Annotated in this window: 19 protein-coding genes and 1 tRNA gene; 6 read left to right on the top strand and 14 right to left on the bottom strand. The window is 42.3% G+C overall.

The window, feature by feature from the left end; translation table 11 throughout:
• Nucleotides 1–70: 70 nt before the first annotated feature.
• The 3 genes from QM738_RS21245 to rpmI all read right to left on the bottom strand — a co-directional run bounded on the left by QM738_RS21245 (nucleotide 71) and on the right by rpmI (nucleotide 2,167).
• The gene (locus QM738_RS21245) at nucleotides 71–1,465 is read right to left on the bottom strand and encodes a type III PLP-dependent enzyme domain-containing protein (RefSeq protein WP_462278769.1); all 1,395 of its coding nucleotides are present in this window, start codon (nucleotides 1,463–1,465) and stop codon (nucleotides 71–73) included.
• Between the two features lie 122 nt (nucleotides 1,466–1,587).
• Nucleotides 1,588–1,932, bottom strand: coding sequence for a 50S ribosomal protein L20 (gene rplT / locus QM738_RS21250; protein WP_462278770.1), 345 nt, complete (start codon nucleotides 1,930–1,932; stop codon nucleotides 1,588–1,590).
• Between the two features lie 37 nt (nucleotides 1,933–1,969).
• Nucleotides 1,970–2,167 (bottom strand): 50S ribosomal protein L35, encoded by a 198-nt coding sequence (rpmI, locus tag QM738_RS21255; RefSeq protein ID WP_462278771.1) that lies wholly within the window; start codon nucleotides 2,165–2,167, stop codon nucleotides 1,970–1,972.
• Nucleotides 2,168–2,385: 218 nt separating this feature from the next.
• On the opposite strand from rpmI, the gene QM738_RS21260 reads away from it, so the two are divergent.
• Nucleotides 2,386–2,772: a hypothetical protein gene (locus QM738_RS21260; protein WP_462278772.1), complete on the top strand. Its 387-nt coding sequence runs from the start codon at nucleotides 2,386–2,388 to the stop codon at nucleotides 2,770–2,772.
• A 76-nt stretch (nucleotides 2,773–2,848) separates the two neighbouring features.
• Here the strand turns inward: QM738_RS21260 and QM738_RS21265 are convergent, their stop codons facing one another.
• Entirely contained in the window at nucleotides 2,849–2,971 is a 123-nt protein-coding gene (locus QM738_RS21265; RefSeq protein WP_462278773.1) for a hypothetical protein, read from the bottom strand.
• A gap of 150 nt (nucleotides 2,972–3,121) precedes the next feature.
• On the opposite strand from QM738_RS21265, the gene QM738_RS21270 reads away from it, so the two are divergent.
• Nucleotides 3,122–3,583, top strand: a complete 462-nt coding sequence (locus tag QM738_RS21270) for a GNAT family N-acetyltransferase (RefSeq protein ID WP_462278774.1) — start codon at nucleotides 3,122–3,124, stop codon at nucleotides 3,581–3,583.
• Nucleotides 3,584–3,658: 75 nt separating this feature from the next.
• Here QM738_RS21270 and rluF read toward each other — a convergent pair whose 3' ends face one another.
• From rluF to thrS, 3 genes are all read right to left on the bottom strand, one after another.
• A complete protein-coding gene (gene rluF, locus QM738_RS21275; protein WP_462278775.1) occupies nucleotides 3,659–4,405 on the bottom strand; it encodes a 23S rRNA pseudouridine(2604) synthase RluF in 747 nt (248 codons plus the stop codon).
• 130 nt (nucleotides 4,406–4,535) lie between these two features.
• Complete coding sequence (gene infC / locus QM738_RS21280; RefSeq protein ID WP_462278776.1) at nucleotides 4,536–5,195, bottom strand: translation initiation factor IF-3; 660 nt, start codon at nucleotides 5,193–5,195, stop codon at nucleotides 4,536–4,538.
• 182 nt (nucleotides 5,196–5,377) lie between these two features.
• Nucleotides 5,378–7,324 carry a threonine--tRNA ligase gene (gene thrS, locus QM738_RS21285; protein WP_462278777.1) on the bottom strand — a complete coding sequence of 649 codons (1,947 nt, stop codon included), beginning with the start codon at nucleotides 7,322–7,324 and terminating at the stop codon, nucleotides 5,378–5,380.
• An 88-nt stretch (nucleotides 7,325–7,412) separates the two neighbouring features.
• Between thrS and QM738_RS21290 the strand changes: the two genes are divergently transcribed.
• Genes QM738_RS21290 through QM738_RS21300 form a run of 3 tightly spaced genes read left to right on the top strand, consistent with a single transcriptional unit; the run spans nucleotide 7,413 to nucleotide 9,429 of the window.
• On the top strand, nucleotides 7,413–7,871 hold the full coding sequence (locus QM738_RS21290; protein ID WP_462278778.1) for a hypothetical protein: 459 nt from the start codon (nucleotides 7,413–7,415) through the stop codon (nucleotides 7,869–7,871).
• Complete coding sequence (locus QM738_RS21295) at nucleotides 7,868–8,935, top strand: hypothetical protein (RefSeq protein WP_462278779.1); 1,068 nt, start codon at nucleotides 7,868–7,870, stop codon at nucleotides 8,933–8,935. The genes QM738_RS21290 and QM738_RS21295 overlap by 4 nt, the downstream gene beginning before the upstream one ends.
• A 44-nt stretch (nucleotides 8,936–8,979) precedes the next feature.
• Nucleotides 8,980–9,429 carry a hypothetical protein gene (locus tag QM738_RS21300; RefSeq protein WP_462278780.1) on the top strand — a complete coding sequence of 150 codons (450 nt, stop codon included), beginning with the start codon at nucleotides 8,980–8,982 and terminating at the stop codon, nucleotides 9,427–9,429.
• 68 nt (nucleotides 9,430–9,497) lie between these two features.
• On the opposite strand, the gene QM738_RS21305 is transcribed toward QM738_RS21300, so the two are convergent.
• Both QM738_RS21305 and QM738_RS21310 read right to left on the bottom strand, forming a co-directional pair.
• A complete protein-coding gene (locus QM738_RS21305; RefSeq protein WP_462278781.1) occupies nucleotides 9,498–11,873 on the bottom strand; it encodes a TonB-dependent receptor in 2,376 nt (791 codons plus the stop codon).
• Nucleotides 11,874–11,888: 15 nt separating this feature from the next.
• Nucleotides 11,889–12,521: a DUF3347 domain-containing protein gene (locus tag QM738_RS21310; RefSeq protein ID WP_462278782.1), complete on the bottom strand. Its 633-nt coding sequence runs from the start codon at nucleotides 12,519–12,521 to the stop codon at nucleotides 11,889–11,891.
• A 166-nt stretch (nucleotides 12,522–12,687) separates the two neighbouring features.
• Between QM738_RS21310 and QM738_RS21315 the strand changes: the two genes are divergently transcribed.
• Nucleotides 12,688–14,676: an ABC-F family ATP-binding cassette domain-containing protein gene (locus QM738_RS21315; RefSeq protein ID WP_462278783.1), complete on the top strand. Its 1,989-nt coding sequence runs from the start codon at nucleotides 12,688–12,690 to the stop codon at nucleotides 14,674–14,676.
• Between the two features lie 81 nt (nucleotides 14,677–14,757).
• On the opposite strand, the gene QM738_RS21320 is transcribed toward QM738_RS21315, so the two are convergent.
• From QM738_RS21320 to QM738_RS21340, 5 genes are all read right to left on the bottom strand, one after another.
• Nucleotides 14,758–16,092, bottom strand: coding sequence for an OmpA family protein (locus QM738_RS21320; protein WP_462278784.1), 1,335 nt, complete (start codon nucleotides 16,090–16,092; stop codon nucleotides 14,758–14,760).
• A gap of 12 nt (nucleotides 16,093–16,104) precedes the next feature.
• On the bottom strand, nucleotides 16,105–16,665 hold the full coding sequence (locus QM738_RS21325; protein ID WP_462278785.1) for a hypothetical protein: 561 nt from the start codon (nucleotides 16,663–16,665) through the stop codon (nucleotides 16,105–16,107).
• A 115-nt stretch (nucleotides 16,666–16,780) separates the two neighbouring features.
• Nucleotides 16,781–18,193: an MATE family efflux transporter gene (locus QM738_RS21330; protein WP_462278786.1), complete on the bottom strand. Its 1,413-nt coding sequence runs from the start codon at nucleotides 18,191–18,193 to the stop codon at nucleotides 16,781–16,783.
• A 238-nt stretch (nucleotides 18,194–18,431) separates the two neighbouring features.
• A tRNA-Arg gene (locus tag QM738_RS21335) sits at nucleotides 18,432–18,505 on the bottom strand.
• 134 nt (nucleotides 18,506–18,639) lie between these two features.
• A complete protein-coding gene (locus QM738_RS21340) occupies nucleotides 18,640–20,097 on the bottom strand; it encodes a T9SS type A sorting domain-containing protein (RefSeq protein ID WP_462278787.1) in 1,458 nt (485 codons plus the stop codon).
• Nucleotides 20,098–20,224: the final 127 nt, after the last annotated feature.

Consider the following 20,224-nt stretch of genomic DNA (forward strand, 5'->3'; position numbering starts at 1 on the left):
AGTGGACAAAAAAACACCACTTTTTATAAATAGCCCACCTGCAGGAAATAGTCTTGTGGGCTTATTTATTTTAATACCCCAGTATCTTCAGCATACTTTGCGCCGTTTGCTCCTTGGCATACACCCAGTCCACCAGTTTTCCATTCTTATCGTAGCCCACAATAATGTGTTTGGGCGAAGGAATAAGGCAATGCTTAATGCCGCCATAACCACTTATCTGGTCCTGGTAAGCGCCGGTATGAAAAAAGCCCACATATAAAGGTTCACCCTCACCCACTTTTGGCAAAAACACTTCGTTGATATGCTCCTCACTGTCATAATAATCATGACTGTCGCAGGTAATACCGCCCAGTACAACACGGTGGTATTCATTATCCCATTTATTGATGGGCAGCATCAGGAATTTTTCGCCAATGCCCCAGGTATCGGGTAAAGTAGTAATAAAAGAAGAATCGATCATGTACCAGGTTTCCTTATCATTCTGGTTCTTCTGGCCGATGACGCTGTAAATATGCGCCATGCTCTCTCCCACGGTGTAGCTACCGAATTCGGTAAAGATATTCGGCATCGGTACCTTACTTTTTTTGCAGGCCACTTTAATATTGCGAACGATCTCGTTGATCATGAACTGGTAATCGTATTCAAAACCGAGCGAGTGTTTGATAGGAAAACCGCCACCGATATTGATGGAATCCAGTTCAGGACATATTTTTTTTAACTGGCAGTACAGGTTGATCACTTTATTCAGTTCACTCCAGTAATAGATATCATCTTTGATACCCTTGTTTAAAAATATATGCAGCATCTTTAACTGGAAGCGGTGTTCATTACCCTCTATCTTGTCTACATAAAATTCCAGGATATCTTTTGCACGTATGCCTAACCGTGAGGTATAGAAAGGAAAGTTCGGTTCTTCATCCGCAGCCACCCTGATACCCAGGTTAAAAGGCACTTTCACCGATTTGATATAAGCCCTTAATTCTTCCGTATTATCCAGTACGGGGATCACGTTCTTGAACCCGCTGTTCAGCAGCCCGGCAATGCGGCTGGTATAAGGCTTTTGTTTATAACCGTTGCAGATGATAAATGTATCCTTGGTGATCTTCTTTTTGGCGTACAGTTTTTTAATGATATCAATATCATAAGCGAAAGAAGTTTCCAGGTGAATATCACTCTTCAGCGCTTCTTCCACAATAAAAGAAAAATGCGAGCTTTTGGTGCAATAGCAGTAATTGTATTTGCCTTCGTATTTGTGTTTTTTAAAGGCATTGGAGAACATCGTCTTGGCCTTACTGATCTGCTTGCCGATCTTGGGCAGGTACGTGAGTTTTAAAGGAGTGCCGTACTTATCGATCAGTGCTTTAATATCCAGATCGTTGTACTGCAGGTAATCATTCTTTACTTTAAAATCTTCCTGTGGAAAGTTAAAGGTTTGATTCACCAGGTCGTTGTAGGTATTATCCATTTCCTTTACTGCTTAATAGGTTAGTGAAATTTTTTACAAATGTAAATGATTGAAAAATATTTGGGCATAAAAAAACTGTCCCCAATTTTTGGGGACAGTTTTAATAAATTGTTAAGCCTGTATTATTTTACAGAAGCCACTAATTTTTTGAAGGTTTCCGGTTCGTTCATGGCCAGGTCGGCTAAAACTTTACGGTTCAGATCAATATTCTTGGCGGCTAATTTGTGAATGAATTCGCTGTAAGTGATCCCTTCTTCCCTAACGGCCGCATTGATACGAGCGATCCACAGGCTACGGTAATCTCTTTTCTTTACTTTACGGCCTACATAAGCGTAGGTTTGTCCTTTTTCTAAAACGTTTTTAGCAACGGTATATACATTTTTACGTTTGCCGTAAAAACCTTTGGCTGCTTTTAATATTCTTTTGCGGCGGGCCCTGCTGGCTACTGCATTTACTGAACGTGGCATATCTTAAATGAGTTTAAAGTTAAAAGTTGATGGTTAATTATTTCAAGCCTAAAAGCCTTTTTACAAAGTGCATGTTTGCATCAGCAACCACGCCGTCTTTACGCATAGCACGTTTGCGCTTGGTAGATTTTTTTGTAAGAATGTGACGTTTGAAAGCTTTCTGGAATGTAATTTTACCTGAACCGGTAACTTTAAAGCGCTTCTTGGCGCTGCTGTTGGTTTTAACCTTTGGCATTATATAACTTTTTTTAGTTACTCCCTGCTGGTGTTCCGAAATTTCGGAAACTTTTTGAACCTTGTGGGAAATGTCGAAATAGAGAACTTTTCTTTTTCGGGGTGCAAAGATAAGGATAAATTGCCAGATATCATCACCTCAACAGCTTTTTTCTTTAGAAAGAATGGTTTTTAAAACCGCTGCAATATAAGTTGATTATCAATAAATTAAAGTAAAAAATGAGTTGGGATCTATTTGTTTTCAGTTCTGCACAAAAGATAGCCGCCGTTGAAACAATTGACGAAAGCCAGTTTATACCCATTGATTTTGACAGCCTGCTGGAAGCCCATTTCAGCAATATGATCCACTACGAAGATCACAAAGTGATAGAAAACGCAAATTACAGGATTGAATATACTCCTGACAGGAAGTTATCAGCCTATAAGGTGTTGAGTATTTTTGGCGAGGAGGGATTGTTTGAACTGGCGGCCATTTCTAAAAAACATGGCTGGCAGATATATGATACCGGCAGCGGCGAAATGATCGACCTGGAGCACCCGGAGAAAAACGGCTATGCGAATTTTAAAGCTTACCGGGACCAGGTACTGGGTCAGCAAAAAGGCTGAATATATTTCTTCCTTTTTAAAAATAAAAAAGGCGTTATCTCTAACGCCTGTAATAATAATTGCTGGTTCAAAATTCTTACATACCCAGTGAATTCACATCAGGTAAAGGAACAAACATTGAAGCTACGATCCAAGCCATGATAACGATCACCGCTACCTTTTCACCTTTACTTAATTTGATTGAGAAGAACTGTTTCATAAAATAATTTTTTATTGGTTATAAATGTTTTTTTTAATTGCTTTCTTTGTAATAATAGACCTGTTACTGTAACAGAAGTTTAAAAAATACTACACCGGCATTTGTTAAAGTTTTGTATAAGCAAAACCATAGTTTTAAATACGATTGTTTATGGATAATATAATCATACGCCCCGCCACCATCCACGATATGCCCGTCCTGCTTGAGTTTGAGCAGGGTGTCATCGCTGCGGAACGGCCCTTTGATGTAACGTTAAAAGATAGCCGCATTAACTATTACGACATTGAAAAAATGATCTTTTCTGAAACGGTGGAATTAGTTGTTGCAACATTGAATGGCGCACCGGTGGGCAGTGGTTATGCACGTATTGAAGAAGCAAAACCATTTTTAAAATACAGCCGGTATGCTTATCTCGGCTTTATGTATGTGCTGCCGCAGCATCGTGGCAAAGGCATTAATAAATTGATCATGGAAGCATTATCCAAATGGGCGGCGTCGAAAGATATGGTGGAGTTAAGATTGGAAGTGTATCATCAAAATGCGGCGGCCATTGCGGCGTATGAAAAAGCAGGGTTTTCAAAACTGTTGATAGAGATGCGGATGCCGGTCTAGTGTATCGAAGTTGTACTTCGATCGTTCATCGAAATGAAATTTCGATACACGGGACCGAAATAAAATTTCGGTACACTACTCATCCATTCCCCCATCCCCTTCTGCCGTCTTACTGCTGTTGGCCACCATATTGTTAACCACGGTAATTTCGGCGGGGGTAAAATACCGCCACTTGCCCGGTGCTAAACCTGCCAGCGTAATATTCATGATCCGTATCCTTTTCAGCGATTCCACCGTGTAGCCCAGCGTTTCGCACATGCGCCTTATCTGGCGGTTCAGGCCCTGGGTAAGTATGATCTTGAAACGGTCGGGCCCCTCCTGCTTTACAAAACATTTTTGTGTAACCAGGTTGTGGCCTATGCGTACACCATTGCGCATTTTATTGATGAAATCGATGGTGATGGGCTTATCAACGCTCACGATGTATTCCTTTTCGTGTTTGTTGCCCGCCCGCAATATTTTGTTTACAATATCGCCGTCGTTCGTTAAAAATATCAATCCCTCGCTCCTTTTATCCAGCCGCCCAATAGGAAATATGCGGCTTTTGTAATTCACAAAGTCAATAATATTGGTCTTGTCTTTAAGATCGGTGGTGCAGGTAATGCCCTTGGGTTTGTTGAGTAAAATATATACGGCGCTGCTGTTCTTCTTTTTTTTGATCACTTCGCCATCTATCCGCACTTCATCGTTTTCGCCCACACGGTTACCCTTATGCGCTTCTTTGCCATTGATGGTCACCCGCAGTTGCTCGATATACTTATCTGCCTCCCTGCGGCTGCAGAAGCCGGTTTCACTGATGTATTTGTTGAGGCTGGTATCCATCGATTGCCGATTTAAGATTTCGAATCTGCGATTTTAGATTTATGATAGATTGTATATTATTGATGAGATATAAAAACGGGAAGCATTGCTCCCCGTTGGTATTCATTTATCAGCATCAGGAACTTTGATTTTAATTCGTTCCTTCTGCTTTAGGCGCTGCGGCAACCGGTGCCGCAGGCTTATCTTCTTTAATTAACTTACCCAGTTCCGAACCGGATTTTTTCTTTTGCGCTTTGGGTGCAAACATTACCAGCATCCTTTTACCTTCCATTTTCGGCATGCCTTCCAGGGCGCCTACATCTTTTAACCGGTCAGCAAATTTCAGCAATAATAATTCACCTCTTTCTTTGAACATGATGGCACGTCCTTTAAACTGCACGTGTGCTTTTACTTTATCGCCATCGGTCAAAAACTTTTCGGCGTGTTTTACCTTGAACTCAAAATCGTGATCGTCTGTATTGGGTGTAAAACGAATTTCCTTTACCTCGCTGGTTTTGGATTTCGCTTTCATTTCTTTTTTCTTCTTCTTCTCTTCGTACAGGAATTTATTGTAATCGATCACCTTACATACCGGCGGATTAGCACCCGGAGAAATTTCTACCAGGTCTAAAGCCTGGTCTCTTGCTATGCGGATAGCTTCGGGTGTAGGGTAAATTCCGGGATCTACATTATCACCAACTAAACGTACTTCGGGTACTTTAATCATGTGATTGGTACGATGTTCCTGCTGTTGTTCTTTTTTAAAACGTGGATTAAACGCTCCGCGGGGCGGTCTGGGTGGAAATGCCATTTACAATTTTTAGTTTACAATGTTGTTTGTGCAACGAAATTATATCTCGTTCTTTTTGTTAAGTCTGCCGAAATGAAATTTTGGCCTTTTTATATATACGAAATTAGCGTTTCGTTTTAGTATTTCAAAACGAAATGAAATTTCGTCTTGAAACACCCTTTTTTGAACGAAATGAAATTTCGTTATACTATTGAGCGTTCTTTTATTTCTGTCGAGATCTCGCTGATGAATTCAGCTACATCTTTTACACCGATATCGCCCTTGCCCTGCCGCCTTACAGCCGCTTTTCCCTCATTCATTTCTTTTTCGCCTATTACCAGCATATAAGGTGTTTTCGATAATTCAGTATCCCGGATCTTCTTGCCGATCTTTTCATTACGGTCGTCGATAGCGGCACGAATGCCTGCATTTTTCAGTTTTTCCAATACCGCATTTGCATAATCCATGAACTTATCGCTGATGGGCAATATCTTCACCTGTACCGGCGCCAGCCAGGTTGGGAATTTACCTGCAAAATGCTCCAGCAGGAACCCGATAAAACGCTCATGGGTCCCTAATGGCGCCCTGTGAATGATCAGTGGAACTTCCGGCTGGTTATTCTGATTGGTGAAGGATAATTTGAATTTGAGGCCCGAATTGAAATCCACCTGGTTAGTGGCCAGGGTAAATTCTTTTCCTATGGCGCTCCATATCTGTACGTCAATTTTCGGACCATAAAATGCTGCTTCATCCTGTACTTCAATAAACGGTGTGCCGGTATCGATCAATACCTGGCGAACCATATCTTCTGTTTCTTTCCACAGTTCGGGTTCGTTCACATATTTCTGTCCCAGTTTAGCAGGGTCGTGCAGCGAAAGGCGCATCACATATTTATCTACACCAAATATTTTGAAATACTTGATATACATTTCATTAACGGCTTTGAATTCCTGCGCAAACTGCTCCCTGTTGCAGTAAATATGGGCATCGTTCATGTGCAGGCAACGCACCCGCATCAGGCCAAATAATTCACCGCTCTGTTCGTAACGGTAACAGGTGCCATACTCTGCAATACGGAATGGCAGGTCTTTATAGCTCTTCTGTTCCGCATCAAATATTTTGTGATGGTGCGGACAGTTCATTGCCTTGAGGTAATATTTTTCCCCATCCATTTCCATTGGCGGGAACATACTATCGGCATAGTACGGCAGGTGACCGCTGGTGAGGTACATGCTTTCTTTGGCAATATGCGGTGTTACCACCCTTTTGTACCCGGCAGCAGTTTCTGTTTCCTTGGCCAGTTTTTCCAGCTCTTCAATAATCAATGTACCGTTGGGTAACCATAATGGCAAACCAGGTCCAACATCATCATCCATAGTAAATATGCCTAACTCTTTACCCAATTTACGGTGATCCCTTTTCTTTGCTTCTTCCAAAAGGGCCAGGTATTCGTCCAGCTCTTTCTGGTTAGGAAATGTTACACCGTATATCCTGGTGAGTTGTTTGTTCTTTTCATCACCTTTCCAGTATGCGCCGGCAATGCTCATCAGCTTGATGGCTTTGATCGCACCGGTGGATGGAATATGCGGCCCACGGCACAGATCGGTAAAATTGCCCTGTGTGTAGAATGTAATATTGCCATCCTGCAGGTTCTGCAGCAGGTCTAGTTTGTATTCGTCGCCTTTATCAGTAAAATAGGCTACTGCATCCGCCTTCGATTTTTCAGTACGTTTATAGGCGTTGTTCTGCTTTGCCAGTTCGTTCATTTTTTTCTCCAGCTCGGCCAGGTCTTCTTCACTCAGTTTGCGGTCGCCCAGGTCAATATCGTAATAAAAACCTTTTTGCAAACCATTGTCAATAGGCGGCCCTACCCAGAATTTTGCTCCCGGGAATTTATCTTCCACCGCTTCGGCCATTAAGTGGGCAGAGGAATGCCAGAATGTTGATTTACCGTCCGTATCATCCCAGGTAAGCAGTTTTAAAGTGGCGTCGTTATTGATGGGCCTCGTAGCATCCCATACTTCGCCGTTTACATTTGCAGCCAATACTTTTTTTGCCAATCCTTCACTGATGGACTTAGCAACATCCAATGCAGAGGAACCCTGTTGATATTCCCTGACGGCCCCATCCGGTAATGTAATCTTTATCATATCTTTATATACCTGTCTTAAAATAATACAGACTGCAAATTTAACGAACTATTAGCTATGGAAAAATTAATCTAAAATATCTTTGTTTATGATAAAGAAACTGGTTCTTGTAATTTGCCTTTTTATTGCTTGTGAAAAAGTATTTTGCCAGGAGCTGGAAGGAGAATGGAAAGGTTCTTTTACAAAAAGCGAAGTCGGGTCAGCTTTTGTGATGGGTGGGCAGACGGAAATAAGTTTATTGTTCTTCAAATTGAGTGATACACTCTTCCAGGCATTCAGTAAAACTGTAGTAAAACACGGGAAGGATATCGACTCCTCAATATGCATCCTGACAGGAAGCTTTACTGCCAGCAATGTGTTAACACTGAAAGAAATAAAATCTGTAAGGAAATTTGCAGGTGATACGGGGGATGATTGTTTTCAAACAATGGAATTAACTTATAACAAAGGAAAAAGATCATTGTCGCTGGAAGGTTTTTGGGATACAGATGAGGACCGATGTGGCCATGGCAGGATACAATTAACTAAAAAGATTGTAGCAAAATGAAAAAAATTATACAATTGATTGCGGCTGTTCTTTTTACTTCTACTGTTTTTGCACAGGAATTCAAAGGACAATGGAAAGGACAATTCACTGATAACAGCACCACTTTTATGGGCTGGGGCGGCGAGCGTTGCGATTATGTGTTGGAACTGGAAACAAGCGGCAATGATGTCACCGGTTTTTCTTACACTTATTTTAATGATGGTGGCAAACGCTATTACACCATCTGCAGGTTAAAAGGTAAACTAAATAAACGCAGCGGCTATATTGAAGTAACCGAAGTGGAACGTACCAAGACCAATGTGCCCAATCATATCCGCAATTGCTTCCAGGTACATAAACTCACTTATTTTAAACAGGGCGATACGCAAACGCTGGAGGGCAGCTGGGTTCCGGCGCCTAACCAGGAAGGTGATTGTGGCTATGGCACCACAGTTTTATCAAGAAGGGTTTTAAAGAAAGATGCGCCATTGTATAACAATGCCACTGCCCGTACAGTAAAGCCTGAGAAAAAACCGGACACAAAGACCACTCCTAATTTTGCAGATAAAAATAAACCAGTGGCGCCACCGGTTGCCACTGTGCCTAAGCCTGTCACTCCACCGGTTGAAAGGCCGAACCCGCCGGTAAAAGCAGAACCCAAGACCATTACGCCACCCGTGGTTAAAAATGACCCGGCAGAAATAAAACAGCGCCCCAATGTAGCACTGGATAAGCGTAATAACACCGTTATAAAAACCATCCAGGTAGAAAACGAAAGTTTTAAAGTGGACCTGTACGACAATGGTACCATTGACGGGGATACGATCTCTTTATTTTTTAACGGCAAACTGATCCTTTCGCATAGGCGCCTTACCGACAAAGCCATCAGCCTTACGCTGGAAACAGACGACAGTAAGGATGTAAATGAGCTGGTTATGTATGCAGAAAATTTAGGAGAGATACCGCCGAATACCGCTTTAATGGTGGTTACAGATGGCAGCAGCCGCTACGAAGTGCGCATTTCTTCGGACCTGGAAAAAAGCGGGGTAATCCGTTTTGTACATAAGCCAAAATCGACACAATAAAATAACAATAGTGGCGTTTATAGTCAAACCAATATTGTTAAGTGATGAAACACCTCATTACGGCTTCCGTACTACTAACCTGCTTAATTACAGCTACCTGCCTGACTTCCTGCGGCAAAAAAGACAGCACCACAAGTAAACCTAAAGAAGAACTGGCAATGGGCACCTGGTCCATCAACCGTGTTCAGATCAAGATCTACTACAACGGTGTGTTCAACAAAGATTCGATTTTACCGGCTAAGAACCTGCCTAAGAATTTTGTGCAGTTTGATAACAATGCCGATTTTCAATATTGCTTCAGCAGTCCTACCATCAATTCCGGCACGTATGTGTGGAAGGGTGCAGATTCGCTGATCGCCACTACCCCATCCACCATTTACCGTTGGAAAATGCTTACGCTGACCACCGAGTTATTTACGGTAGTGAACACATCCACCAACAACCCGGCTTTCCCCGGCGCCAAAGTAGAAACTTATCAAACATTTGTTAGATAGTTAAAATAGTTCTTAATCCGAACTCTCACAGTAAACTGCATTCGCTTAGGCGGATGCTTTTTTTTATCTCAGAATTTAAAGTTCCAGGTCACTGCCGGTATGATGGGGAATAAGGAAACCTGTTTGGCCTGTATGGTGAGTGTACCATTGTAGGGACTACCGCTCTGGTCGAAGTAAATAAAGTAAGGGTTCTGGCGGCTGTAAGTATTATAGATGCTGAACACCCACTCGCTTTTCCATTTTCTTTTTTCATTCTTTTTAGGTGTGAGTATTGCAGATAGATCGAGCCGGTGATAAGAGGGTAAACGGTATTCATTAATGCGGCTATACTCCTGCGTTAGTACACCACCGATGATATAAAAACGTTGTGGCAAAGTGGCCGCGTTACCGCTGCCATAAACAAAGGCCGCTGATAATTTCCATTTTTTATTCAGCTCGTACATGGCTACAATGCTCAGATCATTACGTCTGTCGTATTTAGCAGGGTATTTATCACCAAAGTTCAATGCGGCAAATTGCCTCCAGGTCCAGCTGAGGGTGTAGCCTACCCATCCCGTCAATTTACCTTTTGTTTTATTGATGAACAATTCGCTGCCATAGCTCCAGCCCTTGCCAAACGTAAAAAAGTTCTCAGTGTCTTCCAGTGTATTGGGCGTGTATCCTTCCTGGTACTCTATCTGGTTCTGCATTTTTTTATAATAGAACTCCAGCGAGGTTTCGTAAGTATTGTCCTTAAAATTTTTGAACAATCCTGCGGCATACAAGTAACTGATCTGCGGTTTTACTTTATAAGTGCTGGGCACCCAGATATCAGTTGGCAAGGTAGTGCCTGCGTTGCTTACCAGGTGTATATACTGCAGGTTTCTTGTAACGGATGCTTTGATAGAAGTTTCATCATTTAGTGCATACCGTACCGTTAGTCTTGGTTCCAGGCCGCCATAGGTTTTAATGGGCTGCCCTTTTTTGTATACGGTGCTATCCAGCCGGTTGCCGTTATCATCTGTTTTATAGATCTTGAATGCACCGATCTGCTGGAATAAACTATAACGGATACCTGCATTGATCTTTATCTTATCGTTGATCTCCCAGTCATCCTGTATATAAAAGGCAGCCTCGTGTGCATATTTTACCTGGGCATTGTTGGGGTTAAAAACAACTGAATCCTGTTTGCCACTGATAACGGATGGCGTGAATTTATGATAGGTATAAATGCCACCGAACTTGATCTTATGCCCTGTAAATGGATAAAGGTCAAAATCCTGTTTCAGGCTCAGGTCCCTGATACCCGATGCCAGTTTTAATTCAAAATTATTCTGGGCGGCTTTGAATGTAAAATTATAATCGTTGTATACAGCAGTAGTGTTACCGAACAATCTTTTATTAAACACATGGTTCCAGCGCAATGTACCGGTGGCATTGCCCCAGGGTATGTTCACGTTCAGGCTTTGCCTGCCGTTTACAAAATCAAATACATCCCGCCCGAAATAACCGCTCAGGTACAGCCTGTCTTTTTCAGAAAAGCGGTAATTCATTTTTGCATTCAGGTCGTAAAAATAATAACCTGATCCATAGAACTGGCTGGTCTTGGAAATAGCGGGTTTTACCAGTGCATCAATATAAGTTCTTCGGGCTGATACAATAAAAGAGGCTTTGTCTTTTTTCAATGGCCCTTGTATGGATATTCTTGAAGCAATGAGCCCGATGCCGCCATCTACCTGCAGTTTTTGATTGTTGCCTTCCTTCATCGATATATCCAGTACGCTGGATAAACGGCCGCCGTATTGTGCCGGCATGCCACCTTTGATGAGTGATACATTCTTGATGGCATCGGAATTAAAGATGGAGAAGAAACCAAATAAATGGCCTGTATTGTACACCGGCGCATCATCCAGCAATATCAGGTTCTGGTCTGGTCCGCCACCCCTTACGTATAAGCCAGCACTGCCTTCGCCTGCATTGCGGATGCCTGGTAACAGCTGTATCGTTTTTAAAAGATCCACTTCGCCCAAAAATGCCGGGATGGACTTTATCTGCTCTATCGGTAGGGTGAATTTGCCCATCTGGGCATTCTTTACATTATTATCCCGCTTTTTTGATGAAACAATAACTTCCTGGTATTGAGTTACTTTAGAAATGAGATTGAAATTAAATTGCTGATCGGACCGCAGCTTTACTGCAAATGCCTTGGGTTGAAACCCGATGAAGGATACAACAAATATATACTCCCCTTCTTCGAGCGTAATGGAATAAAAACCGTACTGGTTGCTGCTGATACCTTTTGCCTGGCCCTGTATGGCAATGCTGGCGCCGATCAATGTTTCGCCATTGAGTGAATCGGTTATATAACCGCTTACGGTGTATTTTTTGGAAGATGAAGTTTTATCCTGTGCAAAAATGCAACAGGGCAATGCGAGGAACAGTAAAGCCAACAACTTCATTTTCATAAGTGCTGCATAAGATCATTTAGTACGGGCAACGATCGAATCCTTGTCTTCGCCGCAGTTAAGCATGGCGCCGCCATAGGTTGGATCTTTTTTGCCCAGGTATGGATTGGTCCTTTTTTCACCCGATTGAGTATCCAGCCAGTAGCCTTCTTTATCACCATCAAAAGCCATGGGGCATAACTGCCAGTAAATATTGGCTCCTTTATAATTGATGGCTTTCAGTAATGAATACATCTGCTGGTTCACCTGGTTAAAATCTTTGCGCATTTCCTTTATATTAGGTTGTGCCACCAGGCTCACTGCGTTTGACTTTACATCATTCAGCAACGGTTGTACGGTTGTAACCAGGCCGGAAGTATCTTTTTTCAGTTCGTCGAGCTTTATACTGTCAAGCACTTTTATCATATTACCGCAGGCCAGTTTTGCAGCTGCCGAATCAGCATTCACAAAAGCGTCCTTCATGTTAAAATAAGCCGTCATTACCAGTTGTATGCTGCTGTCGAATACCGGTGTGGCAGATTTCAGTTCCAGCTTTTTAGCCGGCTCGCCTTCAAATCCTCCTCCTTTGTTGTTGGCAAATTTGTACCATACATAACCTGCAATTGCCAGTATCACGATCAGTATTCCCAGTAATATCTTTTTTATCATGTTAAAAAATTTGGGCAAATTTACGATATAACCCTGTTTACTTTAAAAAGTTTACTGATTAACCTACTTTTGCACCCAATTTGGTGAGTGGTGAGTACTGAATGGTGAGTAAAAAGCGCCGTACTTCTACAAACTGCTCCTGATTTACAACTCACAATTTACTACCATGCTTTTAGGATTACAGAATGTTACGTTTGAATTTGGCGCACGCACTATTGTGGAAGATGCCACATGGCATATCCAGCCCAATGAACGTATCGGGCTGATCGGTTACAATGGAACGGGTAAATCCACTTTGCTGAAGGTGCTTACCAATCAATACAGTCCTGCCAAAGGAACGGTTGAAAAAGGCCGGGAAACCACTATTGGTTTTTTGCACCAGGACCTGCTGGGTTTTGATACCGATGACTCCATCCTGGAAGTGGCGCTGGGCGCTTTTGAAAGAGTAAAGGAACTGGAAAAAGAACTGGAAGTGCTGGGACATGAATTAGAAAAGACCGGCGATGAAGCGCTGGCCAATAAATATGCGGATCTTTTACACGAAATGGATGTACTGGATGGTTACAGCATTCACCACCGCACTGAAGAGATATTGCAGGGATTGGGTTTTGCCAATGCCGACCTGGGCAAACCATACAAGAATTTCAGCGGGGGCTGGAGAATGCGGGTGCTTTTAGCTAAAATGATCCTGACGAACCCCGATGTGCTTTTGATGGATGAACCTACGAACCACCTTGACCTGCCGAGTATTCAATGGCTGGAAAAATACCTGATACATTATCCCGGTGCTGTCGTGATCGTTTCGCACGACCGTTTTTTCCTGGACAGGATGGTAACAAAGATCGTGGAGCTGTATCAACGGGAGCTGCATTTTTACACCGGCAATTATTCTTACTACGAAAAGGAAAAAGCTTTGCGCATTGAAATGCAGCAGAAGGCTTATGAGAACCAGCAGGATTATATCCGTCAAAACGAAAGGCTGGTAGAAAGATTCAAAGCAAAAGCAAGCAAGGCTGCCATGGCACAAAGCATTGTAAAAAAATTAGACAAACTGGAAAGAATAGAAGAAGTAGAACTGGAGCGACCCAATATGAAGATCAATTTTGCCATTGATAAAACACCGGGTAAGATCGTTGCTACATTAAAGCATGTAAGTAAAAGCTTTGGTGATGTAAAGATACTGGAAGATACGGGTGCTGAAATTGACCGTGGTGACAAGATCGCTTTGATCGGTGCTAACGGTAAGGGTAAGTCGACGTTATTACGCATTATTGCTGATACCGAACCTTTTTTTGGAGAGCGGGAATGGGGCCATAATGTAGATGAATCTTTTTATGCCCAGCACCAGCTGGAAGCGTTGAACCAGGAAAATGATATACTGGAAGAAATGAAAGAAGCCCGCAGTGGAAAAAATGATCTTGAACTGAGAAGTTTACTGGGCGCATTTTTATTCAGCGGTGATACGGTGGAGAAAAAGATCAAAGTTTTAAGTGGTGGTGAAAAAGCCAGGGTTGCGTTGGCGAAGACGATTGCCAGCAAGGCCAATTTTTTAATGCTGGATGAACCTACGAACCATTTGGATATTCACTCAGTGGATCTTTTGGTGGAAGCATTGAATAAATACGAAGGCACCATAGTACTAGTTAGCCATGACCGCTATTTCATCAGCCGTATTGCCAATAAGATATGGGATATTGATAATTACAAGATCCGCGAATTTAAAGGCACTTATGCTGAGTGGGAAGACTGGAAGGAAAGAAAAGAAAAAGCGGATGCTGCACAACAGAAAGCGGAATCTTCCAAACAAAATAATACAGCTAAACCTGCGAAGGAAGTGGTGGAAAAGCAGGAACCTGTTAAGCCTGTTGCTGCCCCTGTTAATAATGCACCGGCAGGTATTGATAAAGAATTAAAGAAAGAACTGCAGAAACAAAAGAACCGTTTTCAGCAGCTGGAAGAAAAGATCGCCCAGTTGAATAAGAAAAAAGCGGAACTGGAAAATGCATTGGCTTCTCCTGAAATATACAATGACAGGACAAAGTTTGTTGTTACAGAGAATGATTATAAAACTGCGGCTGCCGAACTGGATAAAATGAACAGCGAATACGAAGTCGTTTTTGAAAAGATCATGCAGCTGGAAGAAAAGATGAATTGATCAACTTTTTTCAATAGTAATAATGAAGAAAAAGGCCTTTGAAATTTCAAAGGCCTTTTTCTTTATAGAAATCGACTGTTATTAATAGTTCCTAACTTTCAATTCCACTCTCCTGTTCTTGGCACGGCCTGCTGCAGTTTTATTATCAGCGGCTGGCATATCAGAACCATGACCAGCAGAGGTCATTTTGCTTTCGCTAACACCTTTGCTTACAAGGTAAGCTTTTACAGCTGCAGCCCTTGTTTCAGACAAAGTCTGGTTTTTAGCGGCATCACCCGTATTATCAGTGTGGCCATCAATATCCAGTTGCAATGTGTTGTCGTCATTTAAGATCTTGGCAACATCATTCAGTGATTTGAAAGATTTTGGTAACAGTTTAGAGCTACCTGTTGCAAAGAAGATATTTTTTGCAGCGAAGTTAACCTTATCAATAACGGCCTGTGCAATTACAGGGCAACCGTGGTTTGATGCAGGACCTGCTTCGTTTGGACATTTATCTTCTTCATCGTTTACACCATCTTTATCAGTATCAGGTATTGGACAACCCTGGTAGCGTGCGAGACCTGGTACGTCTACGCATTTATCCTGTTCGTCATTCACACCGTCTTTATCGGTATCAGGAATAGGACAACCCTGGTATTTAGCCAGACCTTTTACATCCGGGCATTTATCTTCTGCATCAGTGATGCCGTCGCCGTCTTTATCAGGGCAACCCTGTAAAGCAGCCAGACCTGGTACATCAGGACATTTATCATCCACATCCAGTACACCATCACCATCCCTGTCTTTAGGCGCTTCCACTACCGGTGGCGGTGGCGGAGGTAATACCACTACTTTCTTCTTGCCTACATTTTCAGCAATACCGAAAGAATAGAACAGGTGATCATCCAGTGTTTTGGTGGTTAATGCAAATTTGTATTGTGCCTGTACAAACAGGTAGGTAATGCTGCTGAAGTTCAATTGCAGACCAACACCTGCAGGTACATAAGCGCCGAAGTGGCTGGTATAGTAACCTGCACCCACACCGGCAGTTAAGAACGGTGCGAATAAAGTATTGTCTTTGTATGGACGGATATTGATCGTTGGTTCGATCTCAAGACCGATCTCGGTTTTTTGAGTGGTACCATAATGGATCAGATCGTAGTCATGCAACATTGCATTCAACTTGGTTGAGAAATCGATGGTAGAGGTCAATCCTTTCCAGTAGGAGAAGGAAATACCTTTACTCATATCCCTTACGGGGTTGTAAACTGTTCCTGTACTCGGGTGTTTCAGACCATTCGGACCTTTATAATCAGCAAGGTTAAAATGAATGCCAAAAAGCGTACCCTTCACAGGTGGATCGGTGCTTCTTTGTGCATTGGCTCCTGTTGATAATAACCCGGCAGCCAATAATAATGTAAGTGTACGTTTCATGTGTAGTTTGTTTTAAAAGTTTTGAGCAATTCCTACAGAATAGAACAGGTTATCCCCAACTACTTTTTTGGTAAGTGTAAATCTGTATTGTGCCTGTAATAAAAAATAAGTGCTGCTGCTGAAGTTTAACTGAAGACCTAAACCTGCCGGGATATATGCTCCGAAATCGCCACCATAGTATCCAACGCCTGCACCTGCAGTAAGGAATGGAGCCAGTTTAGCGTTATCGCCCATTGGCCTGATGTTGATGGTAGGTTCAAATTCGGCGCCTACACCGGTCTTGTTGTCCAGTTCATTATTGTAATCGTGCAGGAAACCCTGCAGTTTTGCTGAGAAATCGATGGTTGAGGTCAAACCTTTCCAGTAAGAAAAACCAATACCTTTACTCATATCCCTTACAGCTGTGTATCCTTTGCCGGAACCCGGGTGTTTAACACCACCGGTGCTGTTGTAGTCTACGAGTACGAAGTGTACGCCAAAAAGCTGCCCTTTTTTAGTTGCGGCCGTTTTTTGAGCGAAAATGTTTACAGATAAGACAATGAGTGATAGAATAAGCGTTAGTTTTAGTTTCATAACCTTTGTTTTGATTTAAAGTTTACATTTCTCAATAAGCAAATATAATGTTAAATTCATGTAAAGGCAAAAATCGACTACATAAATTTTACCCTTTTACATATATAAAAGATTTTTACACTTTCACAGTTTTCCACTTTCCTTTTTTAAAGATGATGATGCTGATGATGGCCAGGATGGACTCTGAAATGCCAATGGCAGCATATACACCTGTGGGTCCCATTTTGAAATATTTGGACAGCGTATAGGCGATCGGTATCTGCAACAGCCAGAACACGACCAGGTTGATATAAGTGGGTGTTTTGGTATCGCCGGCCCCGTTGAAGGATTGCGTGAGGATCATTCCATAAGCAAAGAAAATATAGCCAATGGCCAATATGTGCAGGCATTCTGTACCCGACTGTACTGCTACCGGATCGCTGGTGAATAAACGCATCAGTGTTTCTCCAAAAAAGAAGAACACCACCGCCACCAGTGCAAAAAAACAAAGTGCTATAAAAGCAGTGCGCCATACAGATTTTTCGGCCCTGTCCGGTTGCTGTGCCCCCAGGTTCTGCCCTACCAGTGTTGCTGCTGCATTGCCCAGGCCAAACGCCGGTAAAATAGTAAAGATGCAGATACGGATAGCCGTGCCATAACCGGTGGTTACTGCTTCGCCTGATTCTGCAATGATCTTGATCAGAAATATCCAGCTGCAGCTGTTTACTATGAACTGGAACATGCCGCCGATAGAAGTATTGAGTATTTGTTTGATTGCGGAAATGTTTACTACAAATTGTTTTTTTACGAGGGTGATCAATGCTTTTCCATTGAATAGAAAATACATTTGGTACAGTACGCCACAAGCCCTGCCGATAGTGGTGGCTACCGCGGCCCCCATTAATCCCATTTTTGGAAACGGTCCAACCCCCATTATCAGTAATGGATCTAAGATAATGTTGATCGCATTGGCCAGTAACAAACTTTTCATGGCAATATTGGGATTGCCGATACCCCTGAAAATACCGTTGTTCACAAAGAGCAGCATGATAACGATGTTGCCGCCCAGCATTAATTGTGTGAAATGATAATGATCTTTCACCAGGTCGGCGGAGGCGCCCATAAAGCCCAACACTTCCTTCGGAAAAAATATGCCTATTAAACTGATGAGTATGGAAAAACCGGTTGCTACCAGTATGGCTTGTGCAGCGGTATCACCTGCTGCTTTAAAATTCTTTTCACCGGCACGTCTTGCCACCATCGCGGTTACGCCCATTGCAAGTCCCCATGCCACGGAATATAAGATGGTAAGCGATCCTTCTGTCAACACCACTGTTGACACCGCAGCATTACCTACTTTGTTCACAAAATAAATATCCACTATTGCAAACAGCGATTCCAGCAGCATTTCCAGTATCATGGGCACCGCCAGTAAAAAAATGGCCTTGTTGATGCTGCCCGTAGTAAAATCTGTTGCATGGCCTTTTATTGCCTGTACAAATAGTTTAAAAATGGATGTTTTCTTAGTTATTACAACTGTTTCTGACATTGTATAAAAAATTTAAAATAGTAAAAATTGATGAACCCCGGAATATTGATAACGATAACTTAAGGATGTGGGGAAAGTAATAACAGGCCAGCATTTATAATGCGGCCAACAACTCCTTAAGTGTAATTAAAACTTCATAGTTTGAAAGTTTGCAGAACGCAAATATAGAAAATTATTTTAGTTTGACGCAGTGGAAGAAAATAAAAAAGGAATACAATGTGGCTGTATTCCTTTTTTGTGAACCGGATTGGATTCGAACCAATGACCCTCAGCTTAGAAGGCTGATGCTCTATCCAACTGAGCTACCGGTCCTTTATCGGGGTGCAAATATACAACAATTAAAAAAAAGCAGCAACAAAACCCCTTGTTACATTTTCGGCATGCTGTTGCATAAAAAAAGTACCGGTTTCAAACTGCCGGTACTTTTTATTTTCATTCATGTTTTTTTAGCGCTTCACTATTTTAAAAGTTGTTTTTTGGGCGGTGTTTTTGTCAACCGCAACAATGATATAAAGCCCTTTTGAAAGATCCCGGATATTTATTTTTTCGTTGACAGCACTGGCAGTTCTTTCAACAACCACCTGCCCCCTGGTATTCATTATGCGTATAACTGTACCAGCTGTAATATTCCTTACAATAAGATCATCTGTAACCGGATTGGGATAGACACTTACCGTGGTATTTGAACAGGTTTTATTTACTTCCACAGTATTGCTGTATGTTCTTAAGCCGTTATTATCAACAATTGCCAAACGGTAATACTGCAGGCCGCGATCAGCAGCATCGCATACAAACTGGTAATCACTTCCGGAAGAAAGTTGTTTGGATGCAGTTCTGCCAATTGCTGTGAATTGTACTGCATCTACACTCTGTTGTATCTCGAAATAACTGTTGTTGATCTCCTCTCCTGTTTTCCAGTTAAGAGATATTTTGCAATTATTATCAACAGTGCCGGTAAAGGAAACCAATTTTACCGGTAATACTGTTATACCGCAGGCTTTTCCTGATATGATCGTTACGGCCACCGTATTAAAGCTGCCACTGGCACCATGGTTATCGGTTACCACACAATTGGCGGGATCTATCTGGAAGGTGATGGACCCGGTATTAGTGATATTACCTGTGTTACGGTCGATTATTCCCTGTGCGCCGGAATTGTAAGGATTGTGGCCAATACTTACAGTACCGGTATTGGTAAAACTGCCCGATACGTCCAGTGCATAAGCGCTGGAAGCTGCAATATCAATGGTAAGGCTTCCTGTACTTTGATTGGTAAATGTGCCGCCGCTGCTGATGTCGATCTTTGCGTTGGAGGTAGTACCGCTACTGGTAAGATTACCACTGTTGATGATGGTTCCGCCGTTTTGAAGAGATACACCTGCGGTTGTTATAACTGCGCCGCCTGCATTATTGACCGTTCCTTCTTCCACCAGGATATTCACTGCTACAGCCATGTTGCCATTGTTGGTGAATGTTCCTGCAATGGTACCATTGCCCACATTCAGGTTATTAAAATTCATAGTACTGTTATTGGTAATTACAGCGCCTGCAGTATTTCCGTAGGTCACATTGTGTGCATTCAATGTACCATTGTTCACAATTGCACCGGATGCACCTGTAACAGAAAGATCGCCTGTGGTAACTGTTACACCAGTATTGATGGTGAGGGTACCGCTGCCCAAAATACTTACAGCATTGTTTGCGCCTATTGGTACTGCACCTGTAATTGTTACGGCTGTGTTGATATTGATGGCCTCGCTTGCACCGGGTACACCGGAGGGTGACCAGTTACCGGCGGTATTATAGGCTGCGGCATTCATTGTAGCAGGGCCTATCCAGGTAGTAAGTGCATGGCCCGCAAATGACAGGCACATGGCGCCTGAAAAAAATAAAATTTTCATCATTGTTAAAGAATTTAATTGTTAATTCTTATTACTAATTCGATAGTAATAAACAAATAATGATCTACCAGGAAGGCATAAGCGCCGGTGAGTGTTCCGGGCCAAGGTTTAAACTGATCAAAAATCCATT

Origin of the sequence: Ferruginibacter sp. (assembly GCF_049840995.1) — a bacterium.
GTDB lineage: Bacteria > Bacteroidota > Bacteroidia > Chitinophagales > Chitinophagaceae > Ferruginibacter.

Coding starts and splice junctions, on each gene's coding strand:
- QM738_RS21245 (WP_462278769.1), bottom strand. CDS start 1,465: ATGGATAATACCTACAACGACCTGGTGAATCAAACCTTTAACTTTCCA.
- rplT (WP_462278770.1), bottom strand. CDS start 1,932: ATGCCACGTTCAGTAAATGCAGTAGCCAGCAGGGCCCGCCGCAAAAGA.
- rpmI (WP_462278771.1), bottom strand. CDS start 2,167: ATGCCAAAGGTTAAAACCAACAGCAGCGCCAAGAAGCGCTTTAAAGTT.
- QM738_RS21260 (WP_462278772.1), top strand. CDS start 2,386: ATGAGTTGGGATCTATTTGTTTTCAGTTCTGCACAAAAGATAGCCGCC.
- QM738_RS21265 (WP_462278773.1), bottom strand. CDS start 2,971: ATGAAACAGTTCTTCTCAATCAAATTAAGTAAAGGTGAAAAGGTAGCG.
- QM738_RS21270 (WP_462278774.1), top strand. CDS start 3,122: ATGGATAATATAATCATACGCCCCGCCACCATCCACGATATGCCCGTC.
- rluF (WP_462278775.1), bottom strand. CDS start 4,405: ATGGATACCAGCCTCAACAAATACATCAGTGAAACCGGCTTCTGCAGC.
- infC (WP_462278776.1), bottom strand. CDS start 5,195: ATGGCATTTCCACCCAGACCGCCCCGCGGAGCGTTTAATCCACGTTTT.
- thrS (WP_462278777.1), bottom strand. CDS start 7,324: ATGATAAAGATTACATTACCGGATGGGGCCGTCAGGGAATATCAACAG.
- QM738_RS21290 (WP_462278778.1), top strand. CDS start 7,413: ATGATAAAGAAACTGGTTCTTGTAATTTGCCTTTTTATTGCTTGTGAA.
- QM738_RS21295 (WP_462278779.1), top strand. CDS start 7,868: ATGAAAAAAATTATACAATTGATTGCGGCTGTTCTTTTTACTTCTACT.
- QM738_RS21300 (WP_462278780.1), top strand. CDS start 8,980: ATGAAACACCTCATTACGGCTTCCGTACTACTAACCTGCTTAATTACA.
- QM738_RS21305 (WP_462278781.1), bottom strand. CDS start 11,873: ATGAAAATGAAGTTGTTGGCTTTACTGTTCCTCGCATTGCCCTGTTGC.
- QM738_RS21310 (WP_462278782.1), bottom strand. CDS start 12,521: ATGATAAAAAAGATATTACTGGGAATACTGATCGTGATACTGGCAATT.
- QM738_RS21315 (WP_462278783.1), top strand. CDS start 12,688: ATGCTTTTAGGATTACAGAATGTTACGTTTGAATTTGGCGCACGCACT.
- QM738_RS21320 (WP_462278784.1), bottom strand. CDS start 16,092: ATGAAACGTACACTTACATTATTATTGGCTGCCGGGTTATTATCAACA.
- QM738_RS21325 (WP_462278785.1), bottom strand. CDS start 16,665: ATGAAACTAAAACTAACGCTTATTCTATCACTCATTGTCTTATCTGTA.
- QM738_RS21330 (WP_462278786.1), bottom strand. CDS start 18,193: ATGTCAGAAACAGTTGTAATAACTAAGAAAACATCCATTTTTAAACTA.
- QM738_RS21340 (WP_462278787.1), bottom strand. CDS start 20,097: ATGATGAAAATTTTATTTTTTTCAGGCGCCATGTGCCTGTCATTTGCG.